The organism is Marinobacter sp. C1S70 (assembly GCF_000475355.1).
Classification (GTDB): Bacteria; Pseudomonadota; Gammaproteobacteria; order Pseudomonadales; family Oleiphilaceae; genus Marinobacter; species Marinobacter nauticus.
Genome location: NZ_AXBW01000073.1, coordinates 52254 through 65425, shown reverse-complemented (window position 1 = coordinate 65425; position 13172 = coordinate 52254). Strand labels below are relative to the sequence as shown.

At 63.8% G+C, this 13172-nt stretch carries 14 protein-coding genes; all 14 read right to left on the bottom strand.

The window, feature by feature from the left end:
* Positions 1-11 precede the first annotated feature (11 nt).
* The 14 genes from Q669_RS15765 to Q669_RS15705 all read right to left on the bottom strand — a co-directional run bounded on the left by Q669_RS15765 (position 12) and on the right by Q669_RS15705 (position 13172).
* The gene (locus Q669_RS15765; RefSeq protein WP_022993019.1) at positions 12-3560 is read right to left on the bottom strand and encodes a DUF4815 domain-containing protein; all 3549 of its coding nucleotides are present in this window, start codon (positions 3558-3560) and stop codon (positions 12-14) included.
* 15 nt (positions 3561-3575) lie between these two features.
* Positions 3576-4109 (bottom strand): hypothetical protein, encoded by a 534-nt coding sequence (locus Q669_RS15760; protein ID WP_022993018.1) that lies wholly within the window; start codon positions 4107-4109, stop codon positions 3576-3578.
* 12 nt (positions 4110-4121) lie between these two features.
* Entirely contained in the window at positions 4122-4583 is a 462-nt protein-coding gene (locus Q669_RS15755) for a hypothetical protein (RefSeq protein ID WP_022993017.1), read from the bottom strand.
* Positions 4570-4701 carry a hypothetical protein gene (locus Q669_RS20035; protein ID WP_264673069.1) on the bottom strand — a complete coding sequence of 44 codons (132 nt, stop codon included), beginning with the start codon at positions 4699-4701 and terminating at the stop codon, positions 4570-4572. Before Q669_RS20035 ends, Q669_RS15755 begins: the two co-directional genes overlap by 14 nt.
* Positions 4702-4705: 4 nt before the next feature.
* Complete coding sequence (locus tag Q669_RS15750; protein WP_022993016.1) at positions 4706-5695, bottom strand: hypothetical protein; 990 nt, start codon at positions 5693-5695, stop codon at positions 4706-4708.
* Between the two features lie 10 nt (positions 5696-5705).
* Positions 5706-6299: a hypothetical protein gene (locus Q669_RS15745; protein WP_022993015.1), complete on the bottom strand. Its 594-nt coding sequence runs from the start codon at positions 6297-6299 to the stop codon at positions 5706-5708.
* 10 nt (positions 6300-6309) lie between these two features.
* Entirely contained in the window at positions 6310-7884 is a 1575-nt protein-coding gene (locus tag Q669_RS15740; protein ID WP_022993014.1) for a phage tail protein, read from the bottom strand.
* Positions 7884-9293 (bottom strand): baseplate J/gp47 family protein, encoded by a 1410-nt coding sequence (locus Q669_RS15735; RefSeq protein ID WP_022993013.1) that lies wholly within the window; start codon positions 9291-9293, stop codon positions 7884-7886. The genes Q669_RS15740 and Q669_RS15735 overlap by 1 nt, the downstream gene beginning before the upstream one ends.
* 99 nt (positions 9294-9392) lie before the next feature.
* Positions 9393-10310, bottom strand: coding sequence for a GPW/gp25 family protein (locus Q669_RS15730; protein ID WP_022993012.1), 918 nt, complete (start codon positions 10308-10310; stop codon positions 9393-9395).
* On the bottom strand, positions 10310-11200 hold the full coding sequence (locus Q669_RS15725; protein ID WP_036149916.1) for a hypothetical protein: 891 nt from the start codon (positions 11198-11200) through the stop codon (positions 10310-10312). The genes Q669_RS15730 and Q669_RS15725 overlap by 1 nt, the downstream gene beginning before the upstream one ends.
* Before the next feature lie 11 nt (positions 11201-11211).
* Entirely contained in the window at positions 11212-12222 is a 1011-nt protein-coding gene (locus tag Q669_RS19925; RefSeq protein WP_022993010.1) for a carboxypeptidase regulatory-like domain-containing protein, read from the bottom strand.
* A complete protein-coding gene (locus tag Q669_RS15715) occupies positions 12219-12527 on the bottom strand; it encodes a hypothetical protein (RefSeq protein ID WP_020886740.1) in 309 nt (102 codons plus the stop codon). Before Q669_RS15715 ends, Q669_RS19925 begins: the two co-directional genes overlap by 4 nt.
* Positions 12528-12537: 10 nt before the next feature.
* Positions 12538-12801 (bottom strand): PAAR domain-containing protein, encoded by a 264-nt coding sequence (locus tag Q669_RS15710; protein WP_011366988.1) that lies wholly within the window; start codon positions 12799-12801, stop codon positions 12538-12540.
* A complete protein-coding gene (locus tag Q669_RS15705; RefSeq protein ID WP_013514566.1) occupies positions 12798-13172 on the bottom strand; it encodes a hypothetical protein in 375 nt (124 codons plus the stop codon). Before Q669_RS15705 ends, Q669_RS15710 begins: the two co-directional genes overlap by 4 nt.

Here is a 13172-nt window from a genome sequence, read left to right as displayed (position 1 = left end):
GCCGTGCCTCCTTAGCTCAGGGTCGCGCCCAGCGAATGGATGCGCGGGTAGATCAGCGGCGTTCCGGTCATCTCGGCCTTGTAGCGGACCTTGTTGCCGGTGTTGTCGGTGAAGGTGCGCACCAGGGTGTACTCGGTCCAGTTCTCGTCGATGGGCCGGGTGTCCTGGATGGTCATCGCCTCCCAGGTCAGGCCGCCGTCGTTGCTGGCGAACCACTGCAGGGTGGTGCCGCTGGGGATTTGCATCTGCACATAGGCCTTGGTCGATTCCACCCCCTGGGTCAGCTCGTTTTCACGGGTCAGGTAGGCCCCGGTGGTCTTGTTGAGGTAGCCCACCAGGTTGACGTCGCGGAAGTTGATGGCCGGGGTGTCGTTGGGAAGCGAGCTGCTCAGGCGCACGCGGATCTGGACCCGGGTGGCGAGGTTGGGCAGCCGTTCCTCCTCGGCGGGAACCATGGCGTCCCAGGTCACGCCGCCGTCGGTGGAGTATTCCCAGTCGAGGCCGGTGCCCTGGGGGATGGCCGAGTATTCGTCGAGGTTGATGTCGGAGAACTGCACGCCGGTGATCGGCTGGAAGCGGATCATCCCCTCGGACTGAAAGTTGTAGCCGTAGATCTTCATCGCCAGGTCGGAGCCATTGAGCGGCGTCCAGGTCTCGGCGTTGGAGCTCTCCAGCAGCACACCCTCCATGTAGGTCTGCCGGGTGATGATGCCCCAGCGGCCCATCTTGCCCAAGGTAGCGGTGCGCACCTTGTAATTGGTGCTGTTGGTCAGCAGCACCACGGCATAGCTGGTATTGGCCTCGGCGTAGAACGGGTCGTCGAAGCGAATGCGGGTCTCGCCGCTCAGGCTGATCTCGTTCGGGGCCAATACCTTCTCGGCGAACACCACGCCGTTGGGCAGACCGGTGGTGACGCCGCGAATCTGCACCGTGACCGGAATGCTCGGGTCCCTGGCGGTGAACTGCAGTCCGATGCTGGAGATCACCTGGTTTTGGGTGAAGCTGAAGGTCTGGGCCAGCGGATCGCGGGGTACGAAGATGGTCTGAGTGCGCCAGACCACCTGCACCACGGGCACGCGGATGATGCGGTTCTCGATGATGCGCTCGATGCGGGTGATGACCAGCGGATCGTTGATCTGCAGGCTGGCCCGGGCCGAGTAGACGCCGTCGGCCATCTCCACGATGCGGTTGCCGTTGCGGGCGCTTTCCGGAATGGTGAAGGAGGCGCTGACCCGACCGGCTTCGTCGCTGATCAGGTTGCTGGCCATCACCTGGCCGTCGCAGCGCAGCACGATGCCGGATTTGCTCGGGGTGAAGTTGATGCCGGTGACGGCGATGCCGGTCTGGCCGCGCCGCCCGAGGTTGGGCGTGATCTGCAGCATGGCCGGGGGCTTGTCGAACACCGCGTAGGGGTTGATGTTGCGCTCCTCGGACCAGTCGTTCTGCTCCACCAGCACGGTCTCGTTGCCCGGCAGCAGCGCCAGGCTGCCGAAGAAGCTCGCGTTGCTGCCCGCCTGATCGACCGAGAGCACGGTGGAGTGCGGAATGCGGTCCGGCGCGACGAAGCGGGCGATCTCGTTGACCCGGGCATCCCATTCGGCGTGGTAGATGTCCGACTGGGCGGTGTTCGAGAAGTCGTCCGAGTAGATGCCTTTCTTGGTCTGGGCGTCCCGGTTCTGCAGCTCGTTGTTCATCTGGTACTGGGCATCGTTGTACTTCAGGTCCTCGACGTCCTGAATGATGTCGTGGATCTGGTCCATGGTGATGCGGGTCAGGCCGAAGTTGCGGATCTCCATGTCGGTGGAGTTGGGCGGGCAGTCGATGCTGCACAGCCCCAGGGCGTTTTCCGGGACGATGGGCAGCTTCGGGAAATCCGCCGGAGCCCCTTCCAGCCGCTTGATCTCGGTGGTGGTGGCGTAAACGATGTCGCGGCGGCCGAGGTAATAGTCGTAGTCCAGGCTGCAGTTGGAACCGTTCACCGGCTGATCGCCGAGGCTGCCGCGCCCGAAATTGATCACATTGAGATTGCCCAGCTCGAGCTGGACCGGCGACATGGTGAGCCCAGCCGTGTTGGTGGCCGGAGGCGAAGCGGTGCCGATCTCCTCGACACCGTCGTCGACGTAGGAGAGCGCCTCGCTGCCCAGTTCCATCAGGCGCTTGTAGTCGGTGCGTGCTCCGTTGGTGGCGGCCCGGTAGACGCGATAGCCGGTCGCGCCGCTGACCGGCAGCCAGGAGAGCTTGTTCATCTCCCCGGCGGCGGTGGCTCGGGCAATGACCGCAGCGGTGTTGAAGGCCGTCTCGCCGGTGGCGTTGTAGGCGGTCACCAGATAGAAGTAGTTTCCGGCCGCCGGATGGTTGGCCTGCCCGAACCAGCCGCTGTCCACATAGTCGGTGCCCTTGATCATCTGCTTGGTGTAGGTCCAGCGCACCGTGTAGGTGGTGCCGATGGCCGGTTCGTTGCCGGAGCCAAGCCAGTCGACATGGTTACCCGACTGCTGCCAGTCCACGCCTTCCTGGAAGATGGTCGCCCCCTGGCTGACCTCGAGGATGTCCACGACGGGATTGGGATCGAGCAGGTCTTCGCCGCCGCCCACCGAGCCGCGAGTGACGTTGCGGGTGATCTCGACGATGGCCTCCACCTGGGTCGTCTCCTTGAGCGGCGTGGAGTTGACCGGATAGCGGCGCTTGTTGATGTCGAAGGTTTTCTGCTCACCGCGCACCGATTTGGTGGCGATGGATTTAGGTACCAGGGTCGAGGTGGGCAGATCGCGCTGATGCCGGAAGCCCTGGATGTAGGCGCGTCCGGCGTTGGTGATCGCCTCCACGCTGTCGTCGTCGACGCCGCCGATAAAGGTATCGAAGCCACGCACCAGGTAGCTTCCGGCCTGATCGAAGGTGCGTTCGGCGAGATTCTGAATCAGGGAATTGAGCCCCTCGGCGGCGGCGAATGAGAGTTGGTCCTCGGTGATCGAGGAGACGGTGATCCGGCTGCCCGGCAGCGTACCCAGCAGATCCCGCAGGTAGAGGTTGGACTTCTCCTGCACCGTGGGCGTGACGTCGCCGCTCTCGCGGTCGAACTTGTAGATCGGGATCACCCGGCGCTCGGTCACGTTGTTGGGCAGCGTCTGGCCGCTGGTGTCAGTCGCCTTGAGAGAGAGAACCCATTTTTCCCGTTCGGCGGTGGGCTCGCCGGTGGCCGGATTGATCAGGGCCGGGTCCTGGGTGTAGCCGTAGTTGTACTTCAGCAGCTCCACGTAAACGTAATCGGCCCCGCTGGTGGTGGCCGGGTCATAGGTCAGGGTCGCGCCGCTCACCTGTTCCAGATGGCCGTCGATGTAGACCACGCCCGGGGCCAGGGTCAGGACGTTGGCGGTCGCGCTGACCTCGAGGCCCATGATGATGGAGCCTTCCTTGAACAGGATGTCGGCGATCTTGCGCCGCTCCAGGTTGATGATGTCCTGCTGCTCGTTGAGTTCGGAATCCAGCAGGTCGCGATCCTGATGGTAACGGATGCGCTTGTAATTCTTGGTCGGGTCGAATGTCTCGCGTGAGATGCTCATGTTTGAATCCTCCAGTTAGATCTTGATGATCCCGACCAGCTCCACGCGGGTGTCGGAAATCTTGTTGAAGTCGGGAATGTTCTTCACCTCGTACAGATAGCCCGGTCGCAGCACCTCGCCGGTCGGGTTGGTGTCCTGATGGAACACGCCGCCCATGGCGAGATCCCCGGTGACGCTTTCCACGTACTGCACGTCGCCGCCGAAGAAGCCGTATTCGCGGATGGTGATGCCGTTGGCCTCGGCCTCGTCGAAGCGGAAGAAGACACCGATGGTGTTGGTCTCCTCGCCGGTTTCCAGGTAGCGCACGCCGTTGACCAGCAGCGCCCCTTCGGCGTCCTCCTTGAGGAAGGTCCGCTTGTAGTAGCGCTTGCGGGCGCGTTCGTTTCTGAGCCCGGTCTGGCCGATGTCCGGCGCGGGCGGATTCTGCGGGTCGGTGAAGCTGGCATCCCCGTCGCCGATGGCGCAGTGGGTGATGCCGTCCACGGCTTGGCCGAGGAGGAGTTTGGCCGTCAGTATCCGGCCGGTTTTGACGATGAGTCCCAGTGCCATTGCTGTTCTCCTTTAGGTCTGAATTTCGTGGTCTTGATCGATGAGCACCGCGAACAGGATCTGGCGCGTGTCGGCCAGCAGCCCGGCCGGGATCGCGATGCGCTGAACGGTGTCGGATCGGCTGATGTGTGCGCCGGATGTCCGGACGCTGGTGTCGATGCGCCGCAGCCAGGGGCGCGTCACCCGCACCGCCGTGTCGGCATCGACGCCCAGGCGTCCATGGATGATGAGCCACAGGTCGGTGTTCCGGTTCAGGTGGTTGTTCACGCGAAGCGCGAGGTCGGACCGACGTTCGAGCCGATGGGCGACCCGTACTGCGCTGTCGGCCCGGACCATCACCGTGCGCCTAGCCGGTGCCCCGGAAAACAGCTCGAAGAGCGCTCCGGGTTGCGCCGCGCCGATGGCGAGCAGTTCCGGCCGCCGGATGCCTCTGCGGGTGGTGATGGATGCCAGTTGTCCCTTATGCACGGCCACGGCGAATCCTCCCGCAGAGCTTGAGAGCCTGGCCACGGTTCATGGACACAAGCGTTTCCGGACGACGCTGACCGGTGATCCTGGTGACGAATTTGAGCTTTCCGCTATGCGTTGCCATGGCGTTACTCCTTCACCGCGCACCAGCCGCCGGTGGTCAGGTTGAACACGCGGTAGCTGTCTGTTCCGATCTGGATGGTGTCTTCAGAGGCGACGTTGCCGCCGCCCACGGCGAAGATCTCGATGAGTTCGCCGCGCAGTTCCTGGTAGGCGGCGGAGCCGGACATCGAGGCGAGCCAGGGAAAAAGGATGGTGGTGCCGTAGCGCATCTCCGGATCGGTTTCGCCCTGGAGACCGCCGTGAGCCGCGCCACAGCGGCCCTGCTGCCCGGACGCGGAGGTCCAGCCGTCGAACTTGTTCACGGCGTAAAATGTGCCCGGCGCGTTGTAGTAGCTGTTGATGACCGGCTGCGGGTCCTCGCCGATCTTGGCCCCCGAGGCGTAATCCCGAACGAGGGTTTCGACGGTGATGGTGTTCGGCGTGGCCACGGTGTCGGTGGCGCTCACCCGCACGCGTTCGATGCCCGCGTCGTCCTTGATCACATAGTCCTGTCCGGGCGTGACCACGGTGGCGTCGTTGACCTGAAGCACCACACCGCTTCCGGCGGTGACCGCCGCCTGCGTGAGCGCGATGGCCCCGGACCAGAAGCGTTTCAGCAAGCCGCTGTAATGGCCGTAGTAAGTGGAGACAAGCTTGGTCACCACAAAGACGTGATCCAGGTCGGCGAACAGCCAGAAGATGAAGTCGGCGCTGTCCTCCACCCGCAGGTAGGTGTAACTGGTGTGCGACGCCTCGTTGACGCCGGTGTGGGTGGCCGCGTCCCAATACTGGAATGCCGCGACGTGAATCCGCCCGGAGGTGGTGCTGATACGGAACTGCAGATAGACGTCCTCGGCCCCGGATTCCCCGTGAGACTTGAAGACGAAATACGGCTGCGGGTCGGCCGACTGGTCGTCATGCAGGGTCCAGCCGGTGGTGGTCACCAGGAAGGTCCGCAGTTGATTGAGCAGGTCGAGCCGACCGTGGGCGAGTCCTTGAATACTGTGGTATGCCATGGCGGCCTCCTTAGAGAATCGGGTTTTCCGTGCCGGTCAGGCGCAGCTTGATGTCGAGTTTGTTTTGCACCGGGGTGCCCGGGAGCACGGTGCAACGCCGCCAGAAAGACAGCGTCTGCTGGAAGGCCTTGTCGCCGAGATTCAGCGGTGCGCCCTGGGTGGCGGTGTCGAGATCGGCCTGGGTCAGGGCCAGCCGGTACCAGACCGCTTCGTCGGTGCCGGTTTCATCGATGGGATCGAGCACCAGCCCGGTGTAGTCGTAGCCTGAATAGACGGACGTCCCAGCGTCGTGTGCGGCCGGAGCGGTGTTGGTCACGCCCCGCTGCACGGTGAGATTGGCAGTGCCGCCGCCGCTTTCGACGAGCATCTGCTCGCCGTCGATAATGATGAGTTCGCCGTTGGCAAAGCGCGGTTCGGCCAGGGCGATGGCGGTCTGCGCCGCGTCGATGACCGAGGGGAGGCTCGTCTGCTCGTTGGCCACGTAGATTTGCCGATCCTTGATGTCGCCGTCGGTGCCGTTGTAGCTCTCGGCCTCGGGGCGGCTGAAATCCCCCTCGGAAATCTGCTGAGTCAGCGCTTCGTCAAGATAGAGATGTATCGCCATGGGTTCTCCTTCATGTGGGCCACTGGGTGGCGCGATAGTTGTTGGTGGCGGCCTCGAACCCGGCCTGCGTCGGTGCGTGCAGATCCTGCTGACGGAACAGCCAGCGGTAGGAAGGCCGCGACCAGCGGAATCCGGCCTGGTTGAGGCGCATGCGGCTGACGCGCATGGGGCGGGTCCGGTCCACGGAAAGGCGCAGGCCGGTGGTATTGAGCGGGCTCGCGCCCAGCTTCATGGTCTCCACGCGATGGCGCTGGAGAGAGCCCGTGTCCACGTAGACTTCAAGCGAAGCCCGTTCGCCGGTCAGATTCGCATTGCTCAGATACCGGGTGTTCAGGGTGTTCGCGTTGAGCCGGAACACAGGCCCTCTCCGCCGCCATCGGTCGATCCGGTCGACGGCCAAGGTGACGTCCGCGTCGCAGCCAGCGGTGGAGGCGAGCAGCAGATTGCTGATGCCGCCCTGGTTGGCTGTGAGATCGAGACCAGCGTTGAGCCGGGTGCGGCCAAGCTGGAAGCAGAGGCGGTGCCGGGATTCCAGGGGCAGGCGCAGGTCGTACTTGGCCTCAGCCCGTTCGACCGGTTCCGCCTGCGTGTCGAAAAAGAAATCCTTCTGCCGGAAGCAGTAGCGCAGCGCGGTCTCGCCATGGGTCAGCGGCTTGCGGTTGAGATGGCTCTCACCCAGCCCGAAGCCGCTTTCCAGCACATCGCCTTCGAAATCGCGGCCGGTATAGATGGGCGTGCAGAAGGAAACCCGATCCTCGCCCACGCGGGTGTACGGCAGCCGCCAGTCGTTGAGGGCCTTGTGGTTCAGGCGCATCCGGTTCTGGCGGCCGTGAAAACGGGAAACCTTCACGGCGGCCCGGTCGATCTCCGGGATCATCTCCGTGGTGCTGGTGAGCTGCAGCAGCTCCCAGGCCCTCTGCTTGTTGGTGAGGTGACGGCAGGAACCGAGCGAGGAACGGCCGAGGACGAAGGTTTCGTCGAGAAACGCCAATACGATCCGGCGCACCGCGTTGGCATGCCCGAAGTCGAGCATCGCGCCGCCTTCGATCCATTCCAGGAGGAACTGGAGCCAGAAACAGCGCGTGCCCGCCGGGTGGTGAAACACCAGGGCGTCGCGCAGCCCCTCGGTCTGGTTGAGACACAGTACGCGAAACACGCCGAGGCTGAACACCAGCCCGGGCAGCTTGGCGCTGCTGAGTCTGGAGCGGGCATTGAGACGCAGAGCCGAGCGGAAGGTCTCCTGCAGTTCCCCCTGCCAACCGAGCGCGTCGAAGTCGCGTTCGATGGCCGGAATGGTGCCCTTGCGACGATAGATTTCGACCGCCTCCCGCACACGGCGGCGCTGGCAGTCCGGCGAACAGGTGCCGTCCACCTCGAGACCGACGAGCCTTGCCAGCAGCGGCAGGAAGCGCTCGTCGCAATGATCCACATCGAAGATGGTCGGGAAGTCGTCGATGGCCTGCTTGAGCTCGTCAAGCGTTCCGGCGGGAAGGCTCAGAAAGGTGCGCAGGTCACCGGCCTCGTCGTTGTGCTCGTAAAGCGGCGGCAGCAGACCGAGCAGATTGTCCTTGAACCAATCCGACATCAACCGGCCCTCCGCAGATCGAGGTTGACACTGCCGAGAACCGGGATTTCGCCGTGGCGCAGCTCGATGTCCTGCTGGGGCGCGTAGAGATGCATGTGGCTGACACCACGCACGCCATCGATCAGGGCCACCAGGTCGGAGAAGTGAATGGTCTGACCGAAGGAGACCTCGTCGAAGGAAAAGAAATCGGAGAGCGCTGCTTCGATGCGGCTGCGCACGTTTTCCAACGGTTCACCGGGCCAGACGTAGACCTCGGCGTCGATGGAAACGGGGCGGTAGATCGGATCGAACAGATTGATCTCGACCGTGATGACTTTGCGGCGTTCGAGAAACTCCGCGAGGTCCCGCTTGAGCAGCGCCGAGGGCATTCCGCCGCCGTTGGGGGCGATGGCCAGTTGAACGTTGTAATAGCGAATGTTCTGGCAGGCATTGGTGTCGAGCACCTTGGCCTTGGCGACGCCTGGGTAACCTTCGGCGAGCGCCTGGTAATCCTCCAGGGTGACGGCCTTCCAGAGACTGCGCAGCTCCGCCGGTGCCTGTCGGCGGGCGTGTTCGAGGGCTTCCCGCGAAGCGCCGCCGGTGGCGGGCACAGGATTGGTGACGGTCAGGGAAACCTGGCCGCCGTCGAGGTAGACCGGGCTCAGCAGTTGAGTGATCCGGTTCGGACCGAGATTTCCCTGGTCCCCGATGGTCTGCAGATAGCTGACGGCGATGGCGCTTCCCTGAGCGGGTACAGCGCCGCTTTGCCCGTCGCCGAAAATCAGGGTGGAGATGTCGAGGGCGTCCAGGTCGGCCATGAAATGGCGGCTGTCGGCCAGGCTGTCCTGGAAGTGATCGACCTCGCTCCAGGCGTCGTCCCCCACCGTAACGGTGATGGTGCCCTGGGCGATGACGTCGCCGGTCAGGCGGATGCGCTGGAATGGCAGCCCCGTGGAAGTGAAGGTCTCGGTGCGGCGCACGCCTTGCCGGGCCGGAATATCCACCGAGAGCACGCCTCGCGGTAGCAGGCCGTCCTCGACCGTCTCGAAATCCGCCTCGCCGTCACTCAGCAAGGCGCGGCAGGCCGTCCCCGCCGGAATGGTCAGATCCTTGCCGAGCGGGGCGGAGAGCCGGAAACGCAGCGTGGTGGTGGAGGCCACCGGCGAGTCCAGCCGGTAGCCGATGAGCTTGCAGAGGTTGATGACGTTCTGGCGCTGGCGGGCCGTGGGCAGAAAGGCCTCCGCCGCCTGGGCGTCCAGGTAGTAGGCCAGCATGTCGCCCACGCCGCAGAACAGATCGAGCAGGACGACGCCGAGATCGGAGTGGTTGAAATCGGTCCAGCGGTCGGTGAGCTGCGGGATCTTCGCCAGCAGCTCCTGGCGGATCGATTCGTAATCCTTGTTGATGTATTCGATGCTTGCGCGGCCCATGGTCTCTCCGGTTTTCGGCGGTTATGCGAGAGCGCCTGATGCTCTCGCCACGCCGGTTACTTACCGGAAGGGACCTGGATGTGTCGGAGGCGGGATGCCTCAGAGCGGGCCGCGCAATTGCCAGACGGGATTGGGCTGCCCGGAGGTGTTGTTGAGGTAGTGGGATTCCTTTTTGCCCTCGAAATAGAACAGACCGATGCGGCCCGGCTCCAGGGTGGTGATCCGGTGAACGGTGCCAGCGGCGTTGTCTTCCGCCTGACTCTGGGTGTCGAAGCCCAGACCGCTCGCGGCCAGATAGAGGGCGTGCTCGGCCTGGGGCGCTTCGGTTTCTGGCGCTCCCTCGAATGTCAGGTAATGACCGTGGTTGTCACCCGGATCGCTGACGATCCACTTGCCGTTACGGTCCTGAAAGGCTCCCTCGATGTAGGCGACTTCGTATTCCCCGGCTGGCCAGATCAAGGAGTCGTCCGGATCGGGGCTCATCTCGGCCGCGTCGAACCAGAGCAGATTGAACAGCGAGCGCACATCTGGCGACAGGCGCACGCTGCGAACCGGCGGCGGTTCCGGCTCGGGCTCCGGCTGGGGATAGCTGGGCGCGGGATTGTTCGGGTCTTCTCTGTAGAAGGGATAGACCAGGTTGCCGTCCACCTGGCTCTGGATCACCCGGTAGGCGATATGTACCAGCAGCAGGTTGGCGTCGATGTTCAGCGGCCCGTCGTCGAAGCGCACCTCCGTAATGATCACCCGCTTTTCCCAGCGCTTGATGGCGTCGATCACGTAATGACGCAGCAAGCCCTTGAGCACCTCGTCGTTCTGTTCGAACACCAGATCCTTCAGCCTGGAGCCGAACTCCGGATTCATGAACCGTTCGCCGATCCGGGTGCCGAGGATCTGCAGGATGCTTTCGCGGATATGTTCGTGCTCCCGCGAGGTGGCGGCCGAGATCTGGGTGCCGCCGGATACCGACTGAAACCGGAACGGGTAACGCAGCCCCTTGCCTAGAAAGTCGTAGCTCATCAGGTACGCTCCTCGCAGTCGATGCCGCACTGTCCAGAGCAGCCATTTTCCGAAGTGTCGTCATCGATAGCTTCTCCCTGGAATCGGATCACCAGATCCAGACAGCTCTTGAGTCCCAGATGGATGGTTCCGTCCGCCTCGATCAGCCCGCCGTGGCCGGACTGGCCGCACTGGAATCCCTTGGCTCCGCCGGAAAGCAGACGGACGGCGATGGTTTCGCCGATGCCCTCGATGCGGCCGATGCCGATGATGTCGATTGGTCCGGCTGGATTGATCAGGGTGATGAACCGCTCCCGGTGATCGACGTCGAGACGGATGCCCTCGGGCAGATCCACCGCGAAGCGTTCCGCGCCCATGGCGGTCGGCGCTGTCCCGGCGGGCAGTCCGCTAATACCGGCCGCCTCCTGGGTCGCGCTCAGATAGGACTCGACCAGGGTGTAAAGGCGTCCCGGGGCGACCTCGATGGCCGTGCCGGGTCCGGGAGTGACGACCTGCTGTTCCCCTGCGTCGATGACGCAGATTCGCTGGTCGTCAGTGGTCCGCAGGATCATGCCGTCGGGCAAGGTGAAGAGCCGGTTGCCGTCCGGCAGATCCCGGGGCTCGGTGCCCGCTGGTAGTTCGACGAAGGGATAGAAATCGGGCTCCGGCTCGATCTGTACCTGCTCCAGGTACTCCTGGGTCCTGGCCTGCTGGGCCTCCAGATAGGCCTGGGCCTGGCCGCGCATCGCCTCCGAGGCGGCGTGACCGGCCTCCAGCAGCGTGCGGATGCCGGAAAGCTCCTCACGGATGCCGGATAGGTGATCGCAGAGCGCTCGCAGCACATACTGTTGTTCGCCGGAATCGGTCTGCTCGATAGTGGCCTGCAAGTCGGCGGGTTCTTCGGAAATCATGACAACCTCCATTACATGCCGACATTGGCGGGTTGGGATTGATAGCTCATGGCGTTGACCGCCGTCACTGTTCCGGTCGCGCCGTCGATTTCGAACACGGTCCAGACCGTGCCGGGGGCGTTGGGAACGTTGAAGGTCTGCTCACGGCCATCGCTCAAGAACACCTTCACCGATGCTCCGGACTGCGCCAGGCCGGTGCTCGGATTGGCGTTGCGGTTGGTGTAGTCGTGGACCGCGTAGCGATAGACGCCGGGGATGAGCCGATGGATGGTGATGGTCTCCGGCCCGTAGGAACTGGTGTCGTCCACGTCCAATTCCGCCGCCTCGTTTTCGATGGTGTGGGAATAGAACACATGGAACCTGCCGCCGGATGGCGTCGGTCCGGTGAGATGGGAATCGAGGTCCCGGGGATTCAGGCCCCACTGCAACACGATGCGGGCGACCTGGCCGTCGAGCTCGGGCGAGAGAACGATCTGGATGTCGCCGGAGGTGTTGGGGTCGGCATTCACCCAGCCATGCCAGGCGATGTATCCCGGCGCGGTGACCTCCACGTAATAGAACCCCTCGGGTACGGACAGCTCGAACCCGCCATAGGCGTTGGCGAAGGTCTGGTACGCAGCGGGGCCGGTTTCCGAGCGGCGGAATTCGATCAGCGCGTTGCCGACACCGCTGGTGTTGAGGGCGTTGACTACCGTGCCGCTGAGGAAGACTGTGGCTCCGCTGGCAAAGTCCGGGTGGTCGGCAAACCAGGACGGATCGCGAACCTCCACCAGTACATGGCGGAGGCTGTCCCGGACCGAGGATCTCCAAACCATGAGCACGGCATTGCCGATGGTCCAGCCGCAGCGAACGACACCGTCCGGCCCGATCTCCGCGACCTCCGGGTTGCTGGAGGCAAAGACCGGGGCGTCCACGTTGCCGCGCAGGGAGAGCGGAACCCATTGCTCGAACTCGCCAGCGGAGAGGCGGATGGAGTGAGGCTGTACCTCCCAGTGGCTATAGGCTGGCGCGGTATCGGTCATGAAGGGACCTCCACCGGTGCGGAGACGCCGCCGCCATAGACCTCGACTTGGACGTGACGCAGGCTGAGCCGCTCGGGCGAATCCCAGACCAGGATCATGGCTGCCCCGGGAACGAAGCCGCACTCGACATTGCCGTCCTCATCGACACTGGCCACGTCGGGATTGGACGATTCGAACACTGGCGCTTCTGGTAGACCCCGGATCGAGAGCGGAATGCGCTGAACGAATGGGGATCGCGAGACCCGGATCAGCTTCGGGAAGACATCCCAGTAGTGCGGTTCCTGCGGTTGTTCGAGATTGTTCATGGCATCCCCCTCAGTTGTCGATGGTGTCGGGACTGCCGGTGACGATGATGGCTCCGCAGGCGGTGATGTCGCCGATGCGGGCGTTGGGCAATCCTTCGGTGATGGTGTCGAAGCTGCCGGTCACGATGGGCGTCACGCCATGCCCCGGAATAGGACAGACGTGAAGGTCCCCCATGCGGGCCACCGGCATGCCGTTGTCCAGCGTCCGACTGGCCCCGGTGATGATGACGCCGCCGTGGCTGCTGATGTCGCCAAGTCGCGCCTGGGAGCTCATGGGTTCACCTTCAGCAGAAGATGGATCAGAAAGCCGATGAGTCCGCCGATGGTGCTGCCGATGGTTAACACCAGGCCGACGATCTTCCACATGGTCTCGGTCCCCATCTTGGAGCCGACCCGGGCGTGCAGCCGGTCGATCTCCTCGGCGTGCCGGTGCAGATCGGAATAGATCGAGCGGACCAGCACCTCGACGTTTTCCTTGTCCGATTTCTTCTCGATTTCGCGCTCGATCTTCTCGAGGCGATCCTGGATTTCCCGGCGATGACTTTCGAGGATGCTGCGGAATTCCTCCCGCCAATGATCGAAAGTCCGGGCCAGCAATTCCTCGCTGGCCGAGAGTCCGGAGGGCGTTGTTGTTCTTTCTCCCAT